We start from the raw sequence: 23,147 nt of genomic DNA, 5'->3' as shown, positions 1-23,147 counted from the left end.
GCCCTACCGTCGCACCGCCGAACTCTCCAGGTCCATCGAAACTTCCTGACCGTTCTCTTCAGTAGAACTGAACGATTCGGGGGCGGTCCCGGTGGTCCTGGCGACCCCGGCGGTCTCAGCGATCCCGGCGGCCTCCGCGGCCTCCGCGGGCTTCTTCTGCGCCTTCGGAGTGCGCGGCCCCATCTGGGCGATCAGGGTGGCGCCGAAGGCGACCACCATGCCGAGCAGCTGCACCGGACCGAGCGCCTGGCCGAGCGCGGCCCAGCCGATGACGGCGGCGGTGATCGGCGAGAGCGGGCCGAGGAGGGTGACGGAGGAGGCGCTCAGCCGCTCGATGCCGCGGAACCAGAGGAAGTAGGAGATCGCGGTGTTGCCGAAGGCGAGGTAGGCGTAGCCGGCCAGGTTGGCGCCGGTCAGGGCGGGCGGGGCGCCCTCGATCAGGAAGGCGACGGGCAGGATGATCAGGCCGCCCGCGGTGAGCTGCCAGCCGGTGAGGGCGAGCGCGCCGACGCCTTCGGGGCGGCCCCAGCGCTTGGTGAAGACGGTGCCCGCGGACATCGAGAGCGCGGAGAGCAGTCCGGCGACGACGCCGATCGTGTCGAGCGCGGCTCCGGCCTTGAGGACCACGAGGCTGACGCCGAAGGCGGCGGCGATGGCGGTGAGCAGGGCCTTCACGGTGGGCTTGTCGCCCAGGAGGAGGGCGGCGAGGCCGACGACGAAGAGCGGGCCGACCGAGCCGACGACGGCGGCCACTCCGCCGGGCAGGCGGTAGGCGGCGAGGAAGAGGAGCGGGAAGAAGGCTCCGATGTTCAGGGCGCCGAGGACCGCGGACTTCCACCACCAGGCCCCCTGCGGCAGCTTGCGGGTGAGGGCCAGGAGGAGGAGACCGGCGGGCAGGGCGCGCAGCAGACCGGTGAGGAGCGGCCGGTCGGGCGGCAGGAACTCGGTGGTCACGAAGTAGGTGGAGCCCCAGGAGATGGGGGCGATCGCGGTCAGTGCGACGGTTGCGGCCTTGCGGGACATGGCAGGTTCCCCCCTGAGGTGGCTGGCAGCTCGCCGGGTGGCTTGCTGGTAATTAACTTACCACTAAGCTACTTACTTGCAAGTGGCTTTCTTGCCATCGAGTCAGCAGAGAGAGGAGACTGGGTTCATGGAGAAGCACACGCCCGCCACCGGGCCCGGCCACGACGCCGTCGACGCCATCACCGACCAGTGGGCCGCCGTCCGCCCGGACCTGGACACCCTGCCGATGGCCGTCTTCGGGCGGATCTACCGGCTGGCCGGCGCGATGCGCGGCAAGGTGGACAAGGCGTACGCGCCGTACGGGGGGATGTCGCTGGGCGAGTTCGACGTCCTCGCGACGCTGCGGCGCTCCGGGGAGCCGTACACGCTCTCACCGCGTCAGCTGACCGCCACGCTGATGATCACGACCGGCGGGATGACGGGCCGTCTGGACAAGCTGGAGCGGGCCGGTCTGATCACCCGGAGCCCCGACCCGAACGACCGGCGCGGGCTGCGGGTCACCCTCACCGAGGAGGGCCGCACCCTCGTGGACCAGGCCGTCGGCGCCGGGCTCGCCCAGCAGGCCGCGGCCCTGGAGGCGGCGCTCAGCCCGGAGGAGTCGGAGCAGCTCTCGGCGCTCCTGCGCAGGCTGCTCGCCACGACGGTGTGACGCGCCACCACGGTGCGAAAAGGCGAGGGCGCCGCGCGGTACCGGGTACCGTGCGACGCCCTCGTGAGGAACGGGTGGGGCTTACGCCTTCTTCCGGGACTTGTCGAGCACGGCCACCAGGCCGATGATCACCAGGAAGAGCACCAGCGGTGCGGCGACGTAGAGGCCGAGGGTCTCCGCGACACTCAGCTTGGGGGCCGGGTCGTCACCGTCGTCGCGGGTGAGCGCGAGCGCGGGGGACGACATGAGCAGCATCATCAGCGTCGTACCGGCCGCGACAGCACCGGCGCGCAGGGCGTTCTTCTTGTCCACGGTGCAAAAGTAGCGAACACCTAAACGGACCGCGCGCCCGGGGGTGCCGTACGGGCCCCGACCTCCTCCGCGAGCACCCGGAACAGGTCGTGCGCGCGCGGCGACGCGGCCAGCTCCTCCAGGGTCGTCGGCTGCCCGTCGGGACCCGCGAGCGGCAGCCGCCAGTTGGGGTACTGGTCCCAGGTGCCGGGCAGGTTCTGCGGCCGGCGGTCCCCCACCGCGTCCGGCAGCCACACCCCGACCATCCGCGCCGGGGTGGCGGCCAGGAACCGGTGGAGGGCCCTGATCTCCGCCGCCTCGTCGCCCGGGCCCTCCGGCAGCATCCCGCGCCGCTGGAGGAGCCCCAGCCACTCCGCGGTCTCGGCCGCGTCCCTGGTCCGCTCGCGCCCCAGGTCGCCGGTGAGCAGCCCGAGCCGGTGGCGCAGCGTCACATGGGCGCCGGAGAGCCGGGCGGCGGTGGAGGGCAGGTCGTGGGTGGTGGCGGTGGCCACGCAGTCGGCCCGCCACCGCTCCGGGGGCAGCGGGCGGCCGGTGCCGGCCCAGTCCCGTTCGAACCAGAGCACGGAGGTGCCGAGCACCCCGCGCCGGGCGAGCGCCTCCCGTACCCCCGGCTCGACCGTGCCGAGGTCCTCGCCGATGACCGAGGCCCCGGCGCGGTGGGTCTCCAGGACGAGGACGGCGAGCATGGCCTCGGCGTCGTGGCGGACGTACGTCCCCTCGGTCGGCTCGCCGCCCTCGGGCACCCACCAGAGCCGGAACAGACCCATGACGTGGTCGATCCGCAGGGCGCCCGCGTGCCGCAGCAGTTCGCGCAGCAGACCCCGGTACGGGGCGTAGCCCTCGGCGGCGAGCGCGTCGGGGCGCCAGGGCGGCAGGCCCCAGTCCTGGCCGCGCGCGTTGAAGGCGTCGGGCGGGGCGCCCACCGACATGCCGGCGGCGAAGACGTGCTGCTGGGCCCAGGCGTCGGAGCCGTCCGGGTGGACGCCGACGGCCAGGTCGTGGACGATCCCGACCGCCATCCCGGCCCGCCGGGCGGTGTGCGAGGCGGCGGCGAGCTGGCCGTCCGTCAGCCAGGCGAGCCGGCAGTGGAAGTCGACCCTGGCGGTGAGCTCGGCGTCGGCCCGGACCGCCGCCTCGGCCGTCCGCGGGTCGCGCAGCTCCTCGGGCCAGCGGCGCCAGTGGTGCCCGTGGCGTTCGGCGAGCGCCTGGTAGGTGGCGTGGTCCTCCAGGGCGCGCCCGCGCTCGGCGAGGAAGTCGCGGTAGGCGGCGCGGCGGCCGGGGCCGAGCTCCACGGTGTGGATCAGCTCCAGCGCCCGCCGCTTGGCCTCCCACACGGCGTCCCGGTCGATCAGCGCGCCCTTGCCGAGCACCCGTTCGCGCAGCTCGGCGGCGTCGGCGAGGACCCGGTCGAGCTCCTCGCGGCGGGCCGGGTCGACGTGCGCGTACTCGGGGACGTCCTCGATCCGCAGGTGCACCGGGTCGGGGAAGCGGCGGGACGAGGGGCGGTACGGGGAGGGGTCGGTGGGCGCCCCGGGCACGGCCGCGTGCAGCGGGTTGACCTGGACGAACCCGGCACCGTGGGTCCGGCCCGCCCAGTCGGCGAGCTCGCGCAGGTCGCCGAGGTCGCCCATGCCCCAGGAGCGGGTGGAGAGCAGCGAGTAGAGCTGCACGAGCAGCCCGTGGGCGCGCGCTTCGGGCCCCGGCGCGTAGGCGGGCGCGACGATCAGGGTGCCAGCGCAGCGGCGCCCATCGGGGGCCTCGGCGGCGAGCCGGTGCACGCCGAGCGGGAGGCCGGTCCAGTCGGGCCCCTTGCCGGCGGCGGCGCTCTCGCCGATGACGGTGGTGCCGTCCTCGGTGGTCACGGTCAGGCGGGTGCCGGGCGGCAGTCCGAGCGCCGGGCGCGGCGGCCCGTCCCGCCAGTGGACGACGGTGGGCGGCAGGAGCCGGGCGCGGCCGGACCGGTCCGCCGCGTCGAGCGCGGCGGCGACCGCCTCGGGGGTGGACGCGTCGACGTCCAGGGCGCGCAGGACGGCCACCACCGTGGCCTCGGGCACGGTGACCGTGACGCCTTCGGAGGGGGCGTACTCGGTGGCGACGCCGTGCAGGGCGGCGAGTCGGGCCAGGGTCACTTCACACTCCGGGTGACTCCGTACCGCCGGCGGTACCCCGGGCGGTGGGTTCGCTGGTGAGGGGGGCCGCCTCGATCAGCGGCGGCTCGCTGGTGAGGGGGGCCGCGTCGGCGAGGGGCGGTTCGCTGGTGAGCGGCCCCTGCCTCGGGATCCGGATCGGTGCGGGGGTCTGCTCGCGTATCCGGGGGGCGGAGTGGTCGGTCGCGTTCACGGGATCTCCCGGGTCGTCTCGACGGTCTCGACAGGTAAGACAAGGGGGACAGCACGGGAAGCCTTACCCATCGCTCCCCGTTTTACCGGCGGAACTTGACGAATCGACGCCACCTCGCCGAAAGCCCGAGGGGCAAACCGGGCAGTTCGACCAGGCGCATTGACACTCCGTCGGCCCGGATGGTGGGCTCGTCATCGAATCGTGACCCACGGGACCGGAGGGAGCCCCCGTGCACTTCGGACACAGGAGGCGGGCGGCGACCGCGGTGGCCCTCGCGGTCGTCGGCGGCCTGCTCGGCCTCGGCGCGCCGGTCCCGGCCGTGGCGGCGCCGGACGCACCCGTCGTACCGGCCCCTCCCGCCACCGCCCCGGAGGCACGGCCGGCCGGCCCGTGGGCGACGCCCGCCGGGCCCCCGTCGGTCTGGCCGCGGCCCCAGTCCCTGACCGCCGTGGGCGCGGCCGTGGCGCTCGGGCCCGAGGTGACGCTGCTGGCCGCCCCGGACGCCGACCCGCACGCCGTGGCCGCGCTGCGCGCGCTGCTGCGGGCCGCCGGGGCGCGCACCGTCCACGAGGCGCTGCCCGGGCGGGGCGCGGTGGTCCGGGTGGGCGAGGGGGCGAGCGGGGCCCGTGAGGCGCTGGGCGCCCTGGGGGTGGCCGGGCGGGGCGATCTGCCGGACGGCGGCTACCGGCTCGCGACGGGCCGCTTCCAGGGCCGGGACACGGTCGTGCTCGACGGGGCCGGCGAGGACGGCCTGTTCCACGCGGTGCAGACGCTGCGTCAGCTGGTCCGCGCCGACGGGAGCCTGCCGGGCGTCCGGGTGCGGGACTGGCCCGGCACCGCCGTGCGCGGGATCACCGAGGGCTTCTACGGGCGCCCCTGGAGCCGTGAGCGGCGGCTGGCGCAGATGGACTTCCTGGGCCGCACCAAGCAGAACCGCTATCTGTACGCGCCGGGGGACGATCCGTACCGCCGGGCGCTGTGGCGGGATGCCTATCCGGCCGCCGAGCGGGCCGCGTTCCGCGAGCTCGCCGACCGGGCCCGCACCCAGCACGTGACGCTGGCCTGGGCGGTCTCCCCCGGCCAGGCCATGTGCCTGTCCTCGGACCGGGACCTGGCGGCGCTCACCGGGAAGCTGGACGCCATGTGGGCGCTGGGGGTGCGCGCCTTCCAGCTCCAGTTCCAGGACGTCAGCTACAGCGAGTGGCGCTGCTCGGCGGACGCCGAGGTCTTCGGGCGCGGCCCCGAGGCCGCGGCCCGGGCGCAGGCGCGCGTGGCGGGGGCGGTCGCCCGGCACCTGGCCGAGCGGCACCCGGGGGCGGAGCCGCTGTCGCTGATGCCGACGGAGTACTACCAGGACGGCGCGACGGAGTACCGGAAGGCGCTGGCGGAGGCCCTCGACCCGCGGGTGCAGGTGGCGTGGACGGGCGTCGGGGCGGTGCCGCGGACCATCACCGGGCGTCAGCTGGCCGAGGCCCGCGACGTGCTGCGGCACCCGCTGGTCACCATGGACGACTACCCGGTCAACGACTACGCCCAGGACCGGCTCTTCCTCGGTCCCGCCACGGGCCGGGAGCCGGCCGTCGCCGTCGGCAGCGCCGCGTTCCTGGCCAACGCCATGGAGCAGGCCACGGCCTCGCGCGTGCCGCTGTTCACGGCCGCCGACTTCGCGTGGAACCCGAAGGGCTACCGGCCGCAGGAGTCCTGGCGGGCCGCGGTGGACGACCTGGCGGGGCCGGACCCGGCCGCGCGCGCGGCGCTGGCGGCGCTCGCCGGGAACGGCGCCTCCTCGCTGCTCGCCCCGGACGCCGAGTCGGCCTATCTGAAGCCGCTGACGGACGCCTTCTGGGCGAGCCGCACCGGTGCCGGGGGCAAGGCCGCCCGGGAGAAGGCCGCGCGGGAACTGCGGGCCGCGTTCACCGTGATGCGCGAGGCGCCCCGGCGGCTGGCCGGGACGGCGGGCGGTGCCCTGGGCGCGGAGGCCGGCCCCTGGCTCGACGAGCTGGCGCGGTACGGGCGGGCGGGCGAGACGGCCGTCGACATGCTGCTCGCGCAGGCGCGCGGCGACGGCGCCGGGGCGTGGCGGGCCCAGCTGGAACTGGAGCGGCGGCGGGAGGCGCTGGGGTCGGGAGGGGTGACCGTCGGCAAGGGCGTGCTCGACCCGTTCCTCGCGCGCGCGGCGACGGAGTCGGCGGCCTGGACGGGCGCCGACCGGGAGCGCGGTCCGGGGCTGAAGTCGGACGCGGCCGAGGACGCGTACACGGTCCGGATCGACCGGGCCCGGCCGGTGGAGACGGTCACCGTGATGACGGAGCCCGGCACCGGGTCCGCCGGCACCCTGGAGGCTCTGGTGCCCGGCGAGGGCTGGCGGGCGGTCGGCCCGCTGGCGGCCTCGGGGTGGACGCAGGCGGACCTGGCGGGGCTGCGCGCGGACGCGGTGCGGGTCGCGTGGAGCGGGCCGGCGGGGCGAGTGCGGTCGCTGGTGCCGTGGTTCGCGGACGAGCCGCGGGCCGCCCTGGAACTGGAGCGCGCGCGGACCGACGCGGAGATCGGCGGCCCGCCGGTGCGGGTGGCCGCGACCCTGGAGGGGCGGCGGGCGGCCGAGGTGCGCGGGGCGCTGACCGCGCGGGCGCCGAAGGGGATCACGGTGCGGCTGCCCAAGGAGGCGCTGGTGCCGCGCGGCACCCGGACGGCGGTGCCGCTGGAGGTGTCGGTGGCCGCGGGCACGCCGGCCGGCGCGTACGCGGTCCCGGTGGCGTTCGCGGGCGAGGAGCGGGTCCTGACGGTGCGGGCGTTCCCCCGGACGGCGGGCCCGGACCTGGCGCCGACGGGCACGGCCTCGTCCTCGGGCGACGAGACGCCCGACTTCCCGGCCGCGCTGGCCGTGGACGCCGATCCGGCGACCCGCTGGTCCTCGCCCGCCGAGGACGACGCCTGGTGGCGGCTGGAGCTGGCGGAGCCGGCCCGGGTGGGGCGGGTGGTGCTGCACTGGCAGGACGCCTACGCGAGCCGCTATCGGGTGGAGGTCTCCCCGGACGGGCGGAGCTGGCGTACGGCCGCCACGGTCGGCGACGGGCGCGGCGGGCGGGAGTCGGTGCGGATGGACGCGCCGGACACCCGCTTCGTACGGGTGCGGGGCGAGGCGCGGGCGACGGAGTACGGCTATTCGCTCTGGTCCGTGGAGGTCTACGCGGTGGCGGAGCCGCCGGGGAAGGCTCCGGGCACGCCGTCCGGCACCCCGGCGGACGCCCCGGCGCCGGACGCGCCGGGCCCGGACGCACCGGCGTCGGACGCCCCGGAAGGGGAGCGGGGCGCCCCGCCCGTCTCCCCCTGAGCTTCCCGTAAGGGAAGGCTCCGGTACGGGGGGACGCGCGGTGCGCCCGGAACGCGAAAGGCCCGGCTCAACTCGTCGTCACGACCCCCTGGGGGGTGGTGACGACCGCGTCGATCCGGGCCAGCGCGTCGTCCGCGCCGTACGGCTGGAGGTAGGGAAGCCACCGCGGGTCGCGGTGGCCGGTCCCGATGATCCGCCAGGCCAGTCCGGTCGGCGGGGCGGGTTGGTGCCGCAGCCGCCAGCCCAGTTCGCGCAGGTGCCGGTCGGCTTTGACGTGGTTGCAGCGGCGGCAGGCCGCCACGACGTTCTCCCAGGCGTGCGTCCCCCCGCGGCTGCGCGGAATGACGTGGTCGACGCTGGTTGCGACGCCACCGCAGTACATGCAGCGCCCGCCGTCCCGGGCGAACAGTGCTCTGCGGGTCAAGGGAACGGGCCCCCGGTAGGGGACCCGCACGAACCGCTTGAGGCGCACCACACTGGGTGCGGCCAGGACACGGCTCTCGCTGTGCAGGAAGGCGCCGGACTCCTCGAGGCAGAGTGCCTTGTTCTCCAGGACGAGGACGAGCGCGCGGCGGAGCGGTACGACGCCGAGTGGCTCGTACGACGCGTTGAGGACCAGGACATGCGGCACGGATGCCTCCTATGACGCCGGCGGCGCGTGGCTCGCGCCGGGACGAAACTGCTCTCAGTCTCTCCTCATGCCTGGTCCGTGCGCCACCACGTACGGGTAACGGCCCCGAGGTGTTCTCGACCACATCGGCGGACATCCGGGAGTCTTCGCCCGGCTTGGCCCGTCTTCCCCTGTGCACACACCGACCGGGGCGTGCCGTGTCCCCGTTACTGTGGACGGATTGCCCCGCCCCTGCCCTGGAGGTCCCCCCGTGCCCCCCGTGCTCTGGTCCGCCCTGCCGACCGCCGACGCGCCGCCCACCGTTCCGGTGACGCTGGACGAGGCCGCCGAGACGGCGACGAACGCCGCCGGGTGGGTGGAGCAGAACTGGTCCACCTGGTTGAACACGGGTCTGCGGATCGTGCTGATCCTGGTCGTGGCCCTGACCCTGCGGATGCTGATACGCCGGGCCCTGACGAAGCTGATAGAGCGGATGAACCGCTCGGCGCAGGCGGTGGAGGGGACGGCCCTCGGCGGTCTCCTGGTCAACGCCGAGCGGCGCAGGCAGCGCTCGGAGGCCATCGGCTCGGTGCTGCGCTCGGTCGCCTCGTTCCTCATCCTCGGCACCGCCGGTCTGATGGTCCTGGGCGCCTTCCAGATCGACCTGGCGCCGTTGCTGGCCTCGGCCGGTGTGGCCGGTGTGGCGATCGGTTTCGGCGCGCGCAACCTGGTGACGGACTTCCTCTCCGGGGTGTTCATGATCATGGAGGACCAGTACGGGGTGGGCGACTCGATCGACGCGGGGGTCGCCTCCGGCGAGGTGGTCGAGGTGGGCCTGCGGGTGACGAAGCTGCGCGGGGTCGACGGCGAGATCTGGTACGTCCGCAACGGCGAGATCAAGCGGATCGGCAACCTCAGCCAGGGCTGGGCGACCGCCGGGGTGGACGTGACGGTCCGCCCGACCGAGGACCTGGACCGGGTGTCGGCGGTCATCGCCGAGGCCACCGAGGCCATGTCGAAGGAAGAGCCCTGGAACGAGCGCCTGTGGGGCCCGGTGGAGATCCTGGGCCTGAGCGAGGTGCTGCTCGACTCGATGACGATCCGTCTCTCGGCGAAGACGATGCCGGGCAAGAAGCTGGGTGTGGAGCGCGAGCTGCGCTGGCGGGTCAAGCGCGCCCTGGACGCGGCGGGCATCCGGATCGTCGGCGGGGTGCTCCCGGCGCAGGCCGAGGAGTCGCCGGCCGACCCGTCGGCGGGGGTGGCGGCCCCGTCCGCCTTCGCCTCCCCGACCTCCCCCCAGTCGGCGGCGGCCACGCCGCTGCCGAGGCCGGACCTGACCAAGTAGCGGTTCCCGGTACGCGCGCAGGGGCGTCCCGCCGATGATGGCGGGGCGCCCCTTTCGCGTGTCCGGTCGTGGCGGGCCTCTTGACGCCCCGGTGACGGGCGTCTTACCTTCCTCCCAACCCAATAGGAAACTTTCCTAACAGTGCGGCGGGACGAGGCGGATCCGACATGGCAGGTACGACCCCGGGAACCCCCGGAACCCCGCGCGTCCTGCGCGCCATGAACGACCGCGCCGCACTCGAACTGCTGCTGGCCCACGGCCCCCTGTCGCGGACCCGGATCGGCAAGCTGACCGGCCTCTCCAAGCCGACCGCCTCGCAGCTGCTCGCCCGCCTCGAAGCCGCCGGACTCGTGGTCGAGACCGGCACCACCGCCGGGCGCCCCGGACCCAACGCGCAGCTGTACGCGGTGAACCCGCGGGCCGCCCACGCGGCGGGGCTCGACGTCACGCCGCGCCGGATCCGCGCGGCCGTCGCCGACGTCACCGGCGAGGTGGTCGGCGAGTTCGAGCTGCCGACGCCCGGCCGTACGGCGGAGGGCGGCGTGGTCCGGCAGGTCGTCGACGCCCTCGCCGGGGCCGTCGCCGCCGCCGGGCTCGGCGGGCTCGCGGACGTGCACCGACTCGTCATCGGCACCCCCGGCGCCTTCGACCCCGCCACCGGGCGCCTGCGGTACGCCTCCCACCTGCCCGGCTGGCACTCCCCCACCCTCCTGGACGAGCTGGCCGTCGCCCTGCCCATGCCCTTCGAGTACGAGAACGACGTCAACCTCGTCGCCATCGCCGAGCAGCGCCTGGGAGCCGCCCTCGGCCACCAGGACTTCGTGCTGCTGTGGAGCGAGACCGGCGTCGGCGCGGCCCTCGTGCTCGGCGGGCGGCTGCACCGCGGCTTCACCGGCGGCGCCGGCGAGGTCGGCTTCCTGCCGGTGCCCGGCACCCCGCTGGTCCGCCAGGTCACCAAGGCCAACTCCGGCGGCTTCCAGGAGCTGGCCGGCGTCCAGGCCATCCCCCGGATCGCCAAGTCCCTCGGCATCGACACCCGCGAGCAGCCGTACGTGGAGACCGCGGCCGCGCTCCTCACGCACGCCGCCTCCGCGCACACCGAGGACGAGCGGTACGCCCGACTCCTCGACAGCTACGCCGAACGCCTCGCCACCGGACTCGCCTCCCTCGTCGCCGTGCTCGACCCGGAGGTCCTCGTGCTCGCCGGACTCGCCATCACCGCCGGCGGCGAACCGCTGCGGGCCCGCGTCCAGACCCAGCTCACCGACCTGGCCGCCTCCCGGCCACGGCTCGTCCTCGCCACCGTGGAACCCACCCCCGTCCTGCGGGGCGCGCTCGAATGCGCCCTGGCCGCCACCCGGGACGAGGTCTTCGACACCTCCCGCTAGTCCCCGAACCGCCCCCGCCCCCGCCCCGCCCGTTCCAGGGAGACCCGCCATGCCCGCACGCCAGCGCCGGCTCGCCGCCTCGCTCGCCGCCACCGCCTCCATAGCCCTCTTCGCCTCCGCCTGTACCGGCTCGGCGGACAACGGCTCCGCCGACGACCCGAACGCGAAGACGACGATCTCCTTCTGGCACGGCTGGAACACCCCGTCCGAGGTGAAGGCGATCAACAACAACATCGCCCGCTTCGAGAAGGCGCACCCGAACATCACGGTGGACGTCATCGGCGGCATCGACGACGACAAACTGAACCAGGCGCTGCGCACGGGCGGTTCGAAGGGCCCCGACGTCGTCTCGTCCTTCACGACGTCCAACGTGGGCAAGTTCTGCTCCTCCGGCGCCCTCGCCGACCTGAAGCCGTTCATCGAGAAGTCGAAGCTGGACCTCGACAAGATCATCCCCAAGACGCTGCTCGGGTACACCCAGTTCGAGGGCAAGCGCTGCGCGATGCCGCTGCTCACCGACGCCTACGGCCTCTACTACAACAAGACCGCCTTCAAGAAGGCCGGCCTGGACCCCGAGAAGCCGCCGCGGACCTACTCCGAGCTGCTGACCACCGCCAAGGCGCTGACGAAGCCCAAGGGCGACTCGTACGAGCAGCTCGGCTTCATGCCGAACTACCACGGCTACGAGACCACCAGCGAGCACTACCTGGGCAGCTGGGGCCCCGCCTACTTCGACGCGAACGGCAAGTCGACCGTCGGCACCGAGCCCGGCATCGCCGAGATGATGACCGTCCAGAAGAAGATGGTCGACGAACTCGGCGGCTACGAGAAGCTGGCGAAGTACCGCACCACCTTCGGCGACGAGTGGGGCTCCACGCACCCCTTCCACACCGGCCAGGTCGCCATGCAGATGGACGGCGAGTGGCGGCTCGGCATGGCCACCGACGCCAAGGTGCCCTTCGACATCGGCGTCGCCCCCATGCCCGTACCGGACGGCCAGGCCGCCGACTACGGCAAGGGCTTCCTCTCCGGCACGGTCATGGGCATCGCCCCGCAGAGCAAGAAGCAGAACGCCGCCTGGGAACTGATCAAGTTCATGACCACGGACACCGACGCCGTCGTCGCCTTCGCCAACGACATCCGCAACGTGCCCTCCACCTTCGGGGCGCTGAACTCGCCGAAGCTGACGTTCGACCCGCGCTTCAAGACCTTCCTCGACATCGCCAAGCACGAGAAGTCCAACACCCCGGCCGGCGCGATCAACGGCGCGAGCTACCTCAACACCCTCCAGGACTTCGCCCTCCAGTACGAGAAGGGCTCGGTGCCCGACCTCAAGGCCGGCCTGGCGAAGACCGCCGAGCAGATCGACACCGACATCGCCAAGGCGAAGTAGCCCGCCGATGACCACCCACACCCTTCGCGCGAGGCGCCGCAGGTCGGCGCTTCGGACCGCGGCCTTCATGTCGCCGTGGCTGATCGGGTTCGGCGTCTTCTTCGCCTACCCGATGGTCTCCACCGTCTACTTCTCCTTCATGCACTACGACGGCTTCGGCGCCCCGTCCTTCAACGGCCTGGACAACTGGACGTACATCTTCCGGGACTACCCCATGTTCTGGCCGGCGCTGCGCAACACCCTGTGGCTGGTCGTGGTGATGGTCGCCTGCCGGGTCGTCTTCGGACTCGGCGTCGGCCTCCTCATCACCAAGATCAAGACCGGCGCCGGGGTCTTCCGCACCCTGTTCTACCTGCCGTACCTGGCCCCGCCGGTCGCGGCCACGCTCGCCTTCGTCTTCCTGCTCAACCCCGGCACCGGACCGGTGAACTCGCTGCTCGACGGGGTCGGCGTGACCGGCCCCGGCTGGTTCACCGACGCCGCCTGGTCCAAGCCCGCGCTCACCATGCTCGCGGTGTGGGGCGTCGGCGACCTCATGGTCATCTTCATGGCCGCGCTGCTCGACGTACCGAAGGAGCAGTACGAGGCGGCCGAGCTGGACGGGGCCTCGGCCCTCCAGCGGTTCCGGTTCGTGACGCTGCCGAACATCTCGCCGATCGTGATGTTCGCCGTGGTCACCGGCGTCATCCAGGCGATGCAGTACTACACCCAGCCACTGGTGGCCGGGAAGGTCGCCTCCGGCGTCATCGGCGGCTCCGGCCAGCCGTTCGAGCCCGGCTACCCGGACAAGTCCACGCTGACCCTGCCGCAGCTCGTCTACAACCTCGGCTTCCAGCGTTTCGACTACGGAGCGGCCTGCGCCATCGCCCTCGTCCTCTTCGCCCTGGCCATGCTCTTCACCGGCCTCCTCATGCGCCGCCGCGGCGGCCTGATCCAGGCAGGTGACTGACCCGTGAGCCAGGTGCTCGACGCCCCGAAGACCCGGGAGCGGCGGACCGACGGGGTCACCCCCGCCGCCCGGACCGCCCGCCGCAAGGCACTGCTGCACTGGATCGCGGTGCACTCGCTCGGCGTCGCCGCCGCGCTGTTCTTCGTGCTGCCGTTCGTCTTCGTCCTGTTCACCTCGCTGATGAGCGACCAGCAGGCGCTCACCCGCGACCTCACCCCGGACACCTGGGAGTGGGGCAACTACGTCCGCGTCTTCGAGACCCCGAACTTCCTCATCTGGTGGCGCAACACCCTGCTGTACGCGGGGCTCGGCACCGTCCTGACGGTGGCGTCCTCGATCCCGGTGGCGTACGCGCTCGCCAAGTTCCGCTTCCGCGGGCGCAACCTCTCGCTGATCCTGGTGATCTCGATGATGATGCTGCCGCCGCAGGTCGTGATCATCCCGATGTACCTGTTCTGGGCCAAGGAGCTGGACCTGTCCGGCACGCTGTGGCCGCTGATCATCCCGATGGCCTTCGGCGACGCGTTCTCCATCTTCCTGCTGCGCCAGTTCCTGCTGACCATCCCGAACGAATACCTCGACGCGGCCCGTGTGGACGGCTGCGGCGAACTGCGCACCCTCGTCAGGGTCGTGCTGCCGATGGCGAAGCCGGGGATCGCGGCCGTCGCGCTCTTCCAGTTCTTCGCCGCGTGGAACGACTACTTCGGACCGCAGATCTACGCCTCGGAGAACCCGAAGGCGTGGACCCTGAGCTACGGCCTGGAGTCCTTCAAGGGCGCGCACCACACCGACTGGAATCTGACCATGGCCGCGACCGTCCTGGTCATGGCCCCCGTGATCCTCGTCTTCTTCTTCGCCCAGAAGGCGTTCGTCGAGGGTGTCACGCTGACCGGAGTGAAGGGCTAGCCCACTGTCATGAAGCTCGCTGTCGTAGGGGGCGGCTCCACCTACACCCCCGAACTGATCGACGGGTTCGCGCGTCTGCGCGACACCCTGCCCATCACCGAACTCGTCCTCGTCGACCCGGCCGCCGACCGGCTCGACCTGGTCGGCGGCCTCGCCCGGCGGATCTTCGCCAAGCAGGGGCACGAGGGCCGGATCGTCACCACCTCGGACCTCGACGCGGGGGTGGAGGGCGCGGACGCCGTCCTGCTCCAGCTGCGCGTCGGCGGGCAGGCCGCCCGCGAACAGGACGAGACCTGGCCGCTGGAGTGCGGCTGCGTCGGCCAGGAGACCACCGGCGCCGGCGGCCTCGCCAAGGCGCTGCGCACGGTCCCCGTGGTCCTGGACATCGCCGAACGGGTGCGCCGGGCCAACCCGGACGCCTGGATCATCGACTTCACCAACCCGGTCGGCATCGTCACCCGGGCGCTGCTCCAGGCCGGGCACAAGGCGGTCGGCCTGTGCAACGTGGCGATCGGCTTCCAGCGCAAGTTCGCCGCGCTCCTCGACGTCTCCCCCGGCGAGGTGCACCTCGACCACGTCGGCCTCAACCACCTGACCTGGGAGACCGGGGTACGGCTCGGCGGCCCCGAGGGCGAGGACGTGCTGCCCCGGCTGCTCGCCGAGCACGGCGACGCCGTCGCGGCCGACCTGCGCATGGACCGGGAGCTCGTGGACCGGCTCGGCGTCGTCCCCTCGTACTACCTGCGCTACTTCTACGCGCACGACGCCGTCGTGCGGGAGCTCGGCTCCAAGCCCTCGCGGGCCGCCGAGGTCGCCGCGATGGAGAAGCAGCTCCTGGAGATGTACGGGGACCCCGCGCTCGACGAGAAGCCGGCGCTGCTCGGCAAGCGCGGCGGCGCCTTCTACTCGGAGGCCGCCGTCGACCTGGCCGCCTCCCTCCTCGGCGGGGGCGGTTCCCCGTACCAGGTGGTGAACACGTACAACAACGGCACGCTGCCGTTCCTGCCGGACGACGCCGTGATCGAGGTGCAGGCCGCGGTGGGCGCGAACGGTGCCACCCCGCTGGCGGTGCCGCGGCTCGACCCGCTGTACGCGGGCCTGGTCGCCCACGTCACCGCCTACGAGGACCTGGCGCTGGAGGCGGCGCTCAAGGGCGGCCGGGACCGGGTGTTCAAGGCGCTGCTCGCGCACCCGCTGGTGGGGCAGTTCGAGTACGCCGAGGCGCTCACCGACCGGCTGGTCGCGCACAACCGGGAGCACCTCGCGTGGGCGTGAGACGGGTGGCCCTGGCCGTCGACGCCGGCAACAGCAAGACCGACGTCGCCGTCGTCGCCGAGGACGGCACCGTCCTCGGCGCGGCGCGCGGCGGCGGGTTCCAGCCGCCCGTGGTGGGGGTGGGGACGGCCGTCGACGCGCTCGCCGAGATCGTCGGCCGGGCCTGTGCCTCGGCCGGGACGCCGGCGGAGTTCGAGGTGGTCGCCGCCTGCCTCGCCAACGCCGACCTCCCGGTGGAGGAGGCGGAGCTCCAGGCGGCCCTGGAGGCGCGCGGCTGGAGCCGCTCGGTCCACGTCCACAACGACACCTTCGCGATCCTGCGGGCCGGCATCGACGAGCCGCGGGGGGTGGCCGTGGTGTGCGGGGCGGGCATCAACTGCGTCGGCATGCTGCCGGACGGGCGGACCGCCCGGTTCCCCGCGATAGGGAAGATCTCCGGCGACTGGGGCGGGGGCGGCGGACTCGCCGACGAGGCCCTGTGGTTCGCGGCGCGCGCCGAGGACGGGCGGGGCGAGCCCACGGAGCTCGCCCGCACCCTGCCGGAGCACTTCGGACTGCCGACGATGTACGCGCTGATCGAGGCGCTGCACCTGGGGCGGATACCGGTGGAGCGCCGGCACGAGCTGACCCCGGTGCTGTTCCGTACGAGCGCGGCGGGCGACCCGGTCGCCGGGGCGCTGGTGGACCGGCTGGCCGACGAGGTCGTCGCGCTGGCCTCGGTCGCCCTCGGGCGGCTCGGGCTGCTCGACGAGGCGGCCCCGGTGATGCTGGGCGGCAGCGTGCTGGCCGCCCGCCATCCGCGGCTGGACGCGCGGATCGCGGAGCTCCTCGCGGCGAAGGCCCCGAAGGCGGTGATCGGCGTGGTGACCGCCCCGCCGGTGCTGGGCGCGGGGCTGCTGGCCCTGGACGCCTGGGGCGCGGCCCCCGCCGCGGCGGCACGGCTCCGGGAGCACTACGGGGCCTGACCGGCGCGGGTGCGGGTGCGGTGCGGATGCGGGGCGTTCCCTCACGGGGCGCCCCGCACGCGCGTTCACTCGTACGAGCGACGTTCGAGAGGGAACCGATTCCGGCCCCACGACGTGTTCGAAGTGAGGGATGTGTGAAGGGGGGTTCGCCCGCGGAAGCTCCGCGGCCATGCGGCACGATAGGAACAAGATCGAGTCAATCCCGGTGTGCGGGCGGGTCCCTGCGGCCATACTGCTGGCCGGGAGGCGTCCGCCGCTCCGCCGGAAGGACAGGTCGACGTCAAGGACCGAGGGGGAGGTCACGTGACACACCCGCCGAACGCGCCCGCCGCCTCGGCAGCGCCCAGCGCCACCGGCGCGAGCGCGCGACCGGGTTCCGGTGTGCCCGCGCAGACCGGCGCGAGGGTCCCGGCCGAGGTGCCGCCGCCCGCCGCGCCGAGCGCCTGGACACAGGGCCGTGAACTGCTGCGCCGGGCCGCCACGACCGAACCGGGCCGGCTGCGCGTCCTGGGCGCCGTGCTGGCCCTGCTCGTCGTCGCCTTCGGGGCCGTCACGGCCTTCGAGGTCGCCGACCGCGCCTCGTACGCGGACGACGTGGTCGGCCGCAGCCAGCCGCTGAGCGCCGACGCCGCCGACATCTACCGCTCGCTCGCCGACGCCGACGCCACCGCCGCGAGCGGGTTCCTGGCCGGCCCGCAGGAGTCCCCGCAGATACGCGAGCGGTACGCGGACGACGTCACCACCGCCTCCCGGCTCCTGGTGAAGGCCGCCGCCAGCACCGACGCCGCCGGCGACTCGGCCCGCGAACTGGCCACGCTCAGCGAGCACCTGCCCCGCTACACCGGCCTGGTGGAGCGGGCCCGCGCCGCCAACCGGCAGGGCCTGCCCCTCGGCGGCGCCTACCTGCGCTACGCCAACCAGACGATGGCCCAGGAGCTGCTGCCCGCCGCCGAGCGGCTGTACGCGGCGGAGACCCTGCGGCTGCACCAGGACGACGACGAGGCCCGCGTCTGGCCGTTCCTCTCCCTCGCCCTCGGCGTCCTCGCCCTCGCCGCCCTGGTCTGGGCCCAGCGCCGGGGCTACGAGCGGACCAACCGGGTGTTCAACCGCGGGCTGCTCGGCGCGACCGCCGCCTGCGTGGTCGGCCTGATGTGGCTGCTCGCCGGACAGGGCCTGGCCCGCGCGGGCCTCGACGACGCCCGCACCCACGGCCAGGACTCCCTCCAGGTGCTCAACGAGGCCCGGATCAGCTCCCTGAAGGCCCGCGCCAGCGAGAACCTGACCGTCGTCGCCCGCGGCGCCGTGCTCACCGAGGACGGCAAGCGCGACAAGTACGAGGCGGACTACGCGACGAGCGTGTCCGCCCTCACCGCCGCCCTCGACTCGGCGACCCGGCTCGCCGACGACGAGGAGGGCCGCGCCCCGCTCGCCGAGGCCGCCGCCCGGGCCGGCGAGTGGCGCGAACGGCACGCCCAGGCACGGGAGAAGGACGACGCCGGCGACTTCGACGGCGCGATGCGGCGGATCATCGGCCCGACGGACTCGACCGGCCGGTCCTTCGACCAGGTCGACGCGGCCCTCGGCCGGGCCCTCGCCCACGAGCAGGACGAGTTCACCCGGGCCGCCGAGGGCGGCCGGGACGCGCTGACCGGTCTGCCGCTCGGCGCGGCCGTGCTCGGCGTCCTCGGCGCGGCCTGCGCCGTCACGGGCATCAACCGCAGACTGTCGGAGTACCGGTGAGAGGGGGCGGAATGCCGGACGGCGTCGAGCACACGAGCCCGGCGGGCCGGGTGCCGGACCGCACCGCGCCCGCGGGCCCGGCGGCGGCCCGCGCCGCCGCGCGCCGGATCGCCGGACGCCTGCGCGGCTGGGGCGGCGTCGCCGGCATGGCCACGGTCTGCGCGCTGACCGCCTCGCTGACCCTGTTCGCGCTCCCGCACACCGCCCCCGGCGCCCCGTCGGCCGGCATCACGGGCCCCGGCGTGGGCACCGGCCTGCAGGTGCGGGCCGAGAGCTGCGAGAGCCCCGAGGCATCACTGCCCCCGTCCGGGGTCGACGGCCCCGCGGTGGCGGCCGTCAAGAAGCGCGGCAAGCTGATCGTGGGCGTGGACCAGAACAGCTACCGCTGGGGCTATCGCACGCCCGCCACGACCACGGTGCTGCCCGACGGGCGCAAGGAGACCACCCCCGGCCGGCTCGTGGGCTTCGACATCGACCTGGCCCGCGCCATCGCCAAGGACATCCTCGGCGACGAGGACGCCATCGTCTTCCGCACCATCCCGACCAACCAGCGGATCGCCGCCCTGGAGAGCCGCAAGGTCGACCTCGTGGTCCGCACGATGACGATCAACTGCAAGCGCATCCAGCAGGTCGCCTTCTCCACCGCCTACTTCCAGGTCGGGCAGCAGATCCTCGCCCCCAAGGACTCGGAGATCACCGGCTACGACGCCTCCCTCAGCGGCAAGCGGGTCTGCACCGCCGAGGGCTCCACGGCCTACGAGGCCCTGGAGGAGAAGTCGTTCGGCGCGGTCTTCAAGGACGTCGGCGACGGCACCAAGGACGACCCGGACCAGCTGACCGTCCCCAACCAGCTGGACTGCCTGGCCCGGCTGCAGATGGGCGAGGTCGACGCGGTCCTCACGGACAACGCGCTGGCCGCCGGCCAGGCCGCCCAGGACCCGGCCGTCGAGCTCAAGGGAAGGCCCTTCACCACCGAGTACTACGGAGTGGCCGCCAAACTGGGCGACGACGACCTGGTCCGCCGGGTCAACAAGGTCCTCGTGGACTACCGGCAGGGCCCCTGGCAGAAGGCGTACGACACCTGGCTGAAGGCGGACCTGCCCGGGATAGCCGGGCCCCCCGCACCCAAGTACAAGTAGAGCGAGAGGTGATCGATGGGCGTCACGGGACCCCCTGGGCCGGTGATGGACCGGGACGAGGTGGACCGTGCGCTGGCGCGGCTCGGCGCGGAGCACAAGGCCGTCGAGGACTCGCTCCTCGCGCTCCAGGACCACGCCGGCCGCAGACTGCTCGAAGGCGCCGGGCTGACCGGGACGACCCGGGACCGCTGGCAGACCACCGAGCGGACCATCACCCTGCTCTGGGCGTACTTCGACGCGTACACCGCCGCCCTGCACGCCGCCCGTGAGCTGCGCGCGCGACGCCGCTGGCCCGGCCGCGAGGAGCTCGCCGAGCTCACCGACCGGCTGCGCGGCGACAGCGTGCACGTCCCGGGCGCCGCGCTCGAACAGGCCGCGCTGACCGAGCGCTTCAGCCTCGAACAGCTGGTGCGGCGGATGAACGAGCTGTACGCGGCCTCGCTCGACGTGGTCGTCACCGCCGACGCCGTCTGGTCCGCGCTGCCCGCCCGGATAGACCTGCTCGCCGCCGAGCTGGGCCGGACCCGCTCCCTCGCGCACTCCGTCGGCGTGCGGCCCGGGGAGCACCCGGCCGGGGACGAGCTGGAGGCCATCACGGCCGAGCTGACCGCGCTGCGCTCCCAGGTGGTGTCCGACCCGCTCGCCTTCTGGCAGTCCGCGGCGGGCAGTTCGGCCCCCGGCGGCGGACGCCCCGACACCGCGCGGTACGACCGGGCGGCCCTCGCCCTGGAGGACATCCGGCGGGAGATCGAGGCCGTGCTCCAGGTCCGGCAGGACTCGGAGGACCGGCTGCTGCGGCTGCGGGACGTGCTGTCCCGGGCGGACCGCACCCTCGCGGAGGCCCGGTCCGCCCGCGGCGAGGTCCTCGCGAAGATCGCCGCCTCCGAGGTGCCGGCCGTCAGCGGCCCGCCGACCGCCCTGCACGAGCGGCTGGTCGCCGCCGCCGAGTACCGCAGGCACGCCCAGTGGCACCGGCTCTCCCCGCTCCTGGACTCCCTCGAACGGGAGGCGGAGGACGAACTGCTGCGCGCCCGCGAGTCCCTGACCGCGGTGACCGCGCCACTGGCCGTCCGCGCGGAACTGCGCGGCAGGCTCGACGCGTACAAGGCGAAGGTGGCCCGGCTCGGCGCCGCCGAGGACCCGCTGCTGATCGAGCGGTACGACGCGGCCCGCCGGATGCTGTGGAGCGCCCCGTGCGACCTGCGGGTCGCCGAACAGGCGGTCCTGCGCTACCAGCGGGCGGCGACGGAGACACTGTCCGGGCCGAGGGACGACAGGGGGAACGAGTGATGAGCGGGGAGACCGGAGTGAGCAGCTGTCAGCGTCCGTCGTGCGAGGGCTCGTACGAGGACATGGGCGGCGGCGAGCTGTACTGCGACACCTGCGGTCTCGCCCCCGTCGTCGCGCCCGGCGGCCTGCTCGCCTCCACCCCCACCGGACTCGCGGCGGCCGGGCGGGGAGCCGACCGGTCCGAGTCGTCCCGGTCGGGCTCACGCGCGTCCTCCCGCAGCTCCTCGCGCTCCTCGCGTTCCTCTACGTCCCGGCGTTCCGTCTCCGGGCGCCTCTCGCGCGCGCTGTCCGGGCAGAGCACGGCCCGCTCCGTGTCCGTGCGCAGCTCCGGCGCGACCGGCGGCCAGTCCGGCCGGGGCCGGCTCGGCGCGGGCCTGGTGACGGTCCCCGAGGTGCCCCGGCCCGACCCGCGGGCCGCCGTGATGGCGAACCCCGAGGTGCCCGAGCGGAAGCGATTCTGCTCCCGCTCCGACTGCGGGGCGCCGGTGGGCCGTTCGCGCGGCGACCGGGCCGGCCGCACCGAGGGCTTCTGCACCAAGTGCGGGCACCCGTACTCCTTCGTGCCGAAGCTGCGCGGCGGGGACGTGGTGCACGGGCAGTACGAGGTCGCGGGCTGCCTCGCGCACGGCGGCCTCGGCTGGATCTACCTCGCGGTCGACAAGGCGGTCTCCGACCGCTGGGTGGTCCTCAAGGGCCTGCTCGACACCGGCGACCAGGACGCCATGGCGGCGGCGATCTCCGAACGCCGCTTCCTCGCCGAGATCGAGCACTCCAACATCGTCCGCATCTACAACTTCGTCGAGCACCTCGACCAGCGCACCGGCTCCATGGACGGCTACATCGTCATGGAGTACGTGGGCGGCAAGTCCCTCAAGGAGATCGCCAACGACCGGCGCACCCCCGACGGACGCCGCGACCCGCTGCCGGTCGAGCAGGCCTGCGCGTACGGCATCGAGGCCCTGGAGGCCCTCGGCCACCTGCACAGCCGCAACCTGCTCTACTGCGACTTCAAGGTCGACAACGCGATCCAGACCGAGGACCAGCTGAAGCTGATCGACATGGGCGCGGTCCGGCGGATGGACGACGACGAGTCGGCCATCTACGGCACGGTCGGCTACCAGGCGCCCGAGGTCGCCGAGCTCGGCCCGTCGGTCGCGAGCGACCTGTACACCGTCGCGCGCACCCTGGCCGTGCTGACCTTCGACTTCCAGGGCTACACGAACGTCTTCGTGGACTCGCTGCCCGAGCCCGACGGCATCGAGGTGCTGCGCACCTACGAGTCCTTCTACCGCCTGCTCGTGCGCGCCACCGACCCCGACCCGGGGCGCCGGTTCGCCTCCGCGCAGGAGATGGCCGAGCAGCTGACCGGCGTGCTGCGGGAGGTCGTCGCCGTCCAGTCCGGCCGCCCCCGCCCGGCCCTGTCGACCCTCTTCGGCGCGGAGACCCGGGTCACCGACACCGAGCTGTTCGAGGAGCACACGGACGACGTGTCGGTGCTCGGGGCGCGCGCCACCCGGCGGTCCCGCAAGGCGCTGCCGGCCTCCGTCCCCGGGCGGGGCGGCAGCTTCCTGCGCCCGCTCGCCGTGCCCGCGACCGCGCTGGCGCTGCCGGTGCCGCGGGTCGACCCCGGCGACCCCAACGCCGGCTTCCTCGCCGGCCTGCTGGCCGCCGCGCCCGCCGAGCTGATCACCGCCCTGCACGCCGCGCCCGTCGCCTCGCTCGAACTGCGGCTGCGCGAGCTGCGGGCCCGGCTGGAGATGGGCGACGTCACGGCCGCCGGACAGGCGCTGGCCGCCCTGGAGGAGCGCCACCCGGACGACTGGCGGGTGGTCTGGTACCGGGGCGTCACCTCCCTGGTCACCGGCGACCAGACGGGCGCCGCGCTCTCCTTCGACGCGATCTACGACGCCTTCCCCGGCGAGCCGGCGCCCAAGCTGGCGCTCGGCATCTGCGCCGAGTTCCTGGGCCAGCTGGACAACGCGGCGGAGTACTACCGCCTGGTGTGGGCGACCGACCCGAGCTACGTCAGCGCCGCGTTCGGCCTGGCCCGGGTGCAGCTGGCGGCCGGCGACCGGGCCGCCGCGGTGCGCACCCTGGAGTCGGTGCCGGAGTCGTCCATCCACTACACGGCCGCCCGGGTCGCCGCGGTGCGGGCCCGGCTCCGCCGCCGTCCCGCGAACGAGCCGCTGGGCGCCGACCTGACGGCCGCCGCCGCGCAGGTCTCCGCGCTGCAGGGCTTCGGCCTGGACGCGGTGCGCCGCGAGCGCCTCTCCACGGAGGTGCTGGGCACGGCCCTGGACTGGGTGCTGTCCGGCAGCCCCGGCGCGGGTCCGGCCGGCACGGTGCTGCTCGGCAGCGCACTGGACGAGCGCGGACTGCGCTTCGGCCTCGAACGCTCGTACCGGGTGCTCGCCCGGCTCGCCCAGCAGGGCGAGGAGAGGATCGAACTGGTGGAGCGGGCCAACCGTTTCCGCCCCAGGACGTGGGTGTGA

General features: G+C 74.1%; 18 protein-coding genes. 13 read left to right on the top strand and 5 right to left on the bottom strand.

What is annotated here, in order from left to right; translation table 11 throughout:
- Positions 1 to 3: 3 nt before the first annotated feature.
- On the bottom strand, positions 4 to 1,023 hold the full coding sequence (locus tag AB0Q96_RS04105; RefSeq protein WP_365321454.1) for an EamA family transporter: 1,020 nt from the start codon (positions 1,021 to 1,023) through the stop codon (positions 4 to 6).
- Between the two features lie 127 nt (positions 1,024 to 1,150).
- Here AB0Q96_RS04105 and AB0Q96_RS04100 point away from each other — a divergent pair, with 127 nt between their 5' ends.
- Positions 1,151 to 1,672 (top strand): MarR family transcriptional regulator, encoded by a 522-nt coding sequence (locus AB0Q96_RS04100; protein ID WP_365321453.1) that lies wholly within the window; start codon positions 1,151 to 1,153, stop codon positions 1,670 to 1,672.
- Between the two features lie 81 nt (positions 1,673 to 1,753).
- On the opposite strand, the gene AB0Q96_RS04095 is transcribed toward AB0Q96_RS04100, so the two are convergent.
- From AB0Q96_RS04095 to AB0Q96_RS04085, 3 genes are read right to left on the bottom strand one after another with little or no spacing between them, the layout of a single operon-like run.
- Positions 1,754 to 1,984, bottom strand: a complete 231-nt coding sequence (locus tag AB0Q96_RS04095) for a hypothetical protein (protein ID WP_132914142.1) — start codon at positions 1,982 to 1,984, stop codon at positions 1,754 to 1,756.
- Positions 1,985 to 2,004: 20 nt separating this feature from the next.
- Entirely contained in the window at positions 2,005 to 4,113 is a 2,109-nt protein-coding gene (malQ, locus tag AB0Q96_RS04090; protein ID WP_365321452.1) for a 4-alpha-glucanotransferase, read from the bottom strand.
- A gap of 1 nt (position 4,114) precedes the next feature.
- Positions 4,115 to 4,294 carry a hypothetical protein gene (locus AB0Q96_RS04085; protein WP_046907263.1) on the bottom strand — a complete coding sequence of 60 codons (180 nt, stop codon included), beginning with the start codon at positions 4,292 to 4,294 and terminating at the stop codon, positions 4,115 to 4,117.
- A gap of 259 nt (positions 4,295 to 4,553) precedes the next feature.
- Between AB0Q96_RS04085 and AB0Q96_RS04080 the strand changes: the two genes are divergently transcribed.
- The gene (locus AB0Q96_RS04080) at positions 4,554 to 7,655 is read left to right on the top strand and encodes a beta-N-acetylglucosaminidase domain-containing protein (RefSeq protein ID WP_365321451.1); all 3,102 of its coding nucleotides are present in this window, start codon (positions 4,554 to 4,556) and stop codon (positions 7,653 to 7,655) included.
- Between the two features lie 67 nt (positions 7,656 to 7,722).
- On the opposite strand, the gene AB0Q96_RS04075 is transcribed toward AB0Q96_RS04080, so the two are convergent.
- Positions 7,723 to 8,286, bottom strand: coding sequence for an HNH endonuclease (locus AB0Q96_RS04075; RefSeq protein WP_365321450.1), 564 nt, complete (start codon positions 8,284 to 8,286; stop codon positions 7,723 to 7,725).
- A 259-nt stretch (positions 8,287 to 8,545) separates the two neighbouring features.
- On the opposite strand from AB0Q96_RS04075, the gene AB0Q96_RS04070 reads away from it, so the two are divergent.
- The 11 genes from AB0Q96_RS04070 to AB0Q96_RS04020 all read left to right on the top strand — a co-directional run bounded on the left by AB0Q96_RS04070 (position 8,546) and on the right by AB0Q96_RS04020 (position 23,147).
- Entirely contained in the window at positions 8,546 to 9,610 is a 1,065-nt protein-coding gene (locus tag AB0Q96_RS04070; protein ID WP_365321683.1) for a mechanosensitive ion channel family protein, read from the top strand.
- Positions 9,611 to 9,777: 167 nt separating this feature from the next.
- The gene (locus AB0Q96_RS04065; protein WP_365321449.1) at positions 9,778 to 10,998 is read left to right on the top strand and encodes an ROK family transcriptional regulator; all 1,221 of its coding nucleotides are present in this window, start codon (positions 9,778 to 9,780) and stop codon (positions 10,996 to 10,998) included.
- 49 nt (positions 10,999 to 11,047) lie between these two features.
- Complete coding sequence (locus tag AB0Q96_RS04060) at positions 11,048 to 12,391, top strand: ABC transporter substrate-binding protein (RefSeq protein WP_365321448.1); 1,344 nt, start codon at positions 11,048 to 11,050, stop codon at positions 12,389 to 12,391.
- A 7-nt stretch (positions 12,392 to 12,398) separates the two neighbouring features.
- Complete coding sequence (locus AB0Q96_RS04055) at positions 12,399 to 13,340, top strand: sugar ABC transporter permease (protein WP_365321447.1); 942 nt, start codon at positions 12,399 to 12,401, stop codon at positions 13,338 to 13,340.
- A 3-nt stretch (positions 13,341 to 13,343) separates the two neighbouring features.
- Positions 13,344 to 14,246, top strand: coding sequence for a carbohydrate ABC transporter permease (locus AB0Q96_RS04050; protein ID WP_365321446.1), 903 nt, complete (start codon positions 13,344 to 13,346; stop codon positions 14,244 to 14,246).
- A gap of 9 nt (positions 14,247 to 14,255) precedes the next feature.
- Positions 14,256 to 15,521: a 6-phospho-beta-glucosidase gene (locus AB0Q96_RS04045; protein ID WP_365321445.1), complete on the top strand. Its 1,266-nt coding sequence runs from the start codon at positions 14,256 to 14,258 to the stop codon at positions 15,519 to 15,521.
- Positions 15,512 to 16,486, top strand: a complete 975-nt coding sequence (locus AB0Q96_RS04040) for a BadF/BadG/BcrA/BcrD ATPase family protein (RefSeq protein WP_365321444.1) — start codon at positions 15,512 to 15,514, stop codon at positions 16,484 to 16,486. Before AB0Q96_RS04045 ends, AB0Q96_RS04040 begins: the two co-directional genes overlap by 10 nt.
- Positions 16,487 to 16,951: 465 nt before the next feature.
- Positions 16,952 to 18,226, top strand: coding sequence for a hypothetical protein (locus AB0Q96_RS04035; RefSeq protein WP_365321681.1), 1,275 nt, complete (start codon positions 16,952 to 16,954; stop codon positions 18,224 to 18,226).
- A gap of 11 nt (positions 18,227 to 18,237) precedes the next feature.
- Complete coding sequence (locus AB0Q96_RS04030) at positions 18,238 to 19,365, top strand: glutamate ABC transporter substrate-binding protein (RefSeq protein WP_365321443.1); 1,128 nt, start codon at positions 18,238 to 18,240, stop codon at positions 19,363 to 19,365.
- 15 nt (positions 19,366 to 19,380) lie between these two features.
- Complete coding sequence (locus tag AB0Q96_RS04025; protein ID WP_365321442.1) at positions 19,381 to 20,655, top strand: hypothetical protein; 1,275 nt, start codon at positions 19,381 to 19,383, stop codon at positions 20,653 to 20,655.
- The gene (locus tag AB0Q96_RS04020; RefSeq protein WP_365321441.1) at positions 20,655 to 23,147 is read left to right on the top strand and encodes a tetratricopeptide repeat protein; all 2,493 of its coding nucleotides are present in this window, start codon (positions 20,655 to 20,657) and stop codon (positions 23,145 to 23,147) included. Before AB0Q96_RS04025 ends, AB0Q96_RS04020 begins: the two co-directional genes overlap by 1 nt.

Source organism: Streptomyces sp. NPDC093111 (assembly GCF_040683955.1).
Taxonomy (GTDB): Bacteria; Actinomycetota; Actinomycetes; order Streptomycetales; family Streptomycetaceae; genus Streptomyces.
Note: the sequence above shows the minus strand (reverse complement) of the source record. Positions and strands in the feature narration are given on the sequence as shown.

Bases quoted from the DNA above. Each gene is read 5' to 3' on its own strand.
- AB0Q96_RS04060 (WP_365321448.1), top strand. From the start codon at position 11,048: ATGCCCGCACGCCAGCGCCGGCTCGCCGCCTCGCTCGCCGCCACCGCC.
- AB0Q96_RS04025 (WP_365321442.1), top strand. From the start codon at position 19,381: ATGGGCGTCACGGGACCCCCTGGGCCGGTGATGGACCGGGACGAGGTG.
- AB0Q96_RS04065 (WP_365321449.1), top strand. From the start codon at position 9,778: ATGGCAGGTACGACCCCGGGAACCCCCGGAACCCCGCGCGTCCTGCGC.
- AB0Q96_RS04105 (WP_365321454.1), bottom strand. From the start codon at position 1,023: ATGTCCCGCAAGGCCGCAACCGTCGCACTGACCGCGATCGCCCCCATC.
- AB0Q96_RS04030 (WP_365321443.1), top strand. From the start codon at position 18,238: ATGCCGGACGGCGTCGAGCACACGAGCCCGGCGGGCCGGGTGCCGGAC.
- AB0Q96_RS04055 (WP_365321447.1), top strand. From the start codon at position 12,399: ATGACCACCCACACCCTTCGCGCGAGGCGCCGCAGGTCGGCGCTTCGG.
- AB0Q96_RS04045 (WP_365321445.1), top strand. From the start codon at position 14,256: ATGAAGCTCGCTGTCGTAGGGGGCGGCTCCACCTACACCCCCGAACTG.
- AB0Q96_RS04020 (WP_365321441.1), top strand. From the start codon at position 20,655: ATGAGCGGGGAGACCGGAGTGAGCAGCTGTCAGCGTCCGTCGTGCGAG.
- AB0Q96_RS04100 (WP_365321453.1), top strand. From the start codon at position 1,151: ATGGAGAAGCACACGCCCGCCACCGGGCCCGGCCACGACGCCGTCGAC.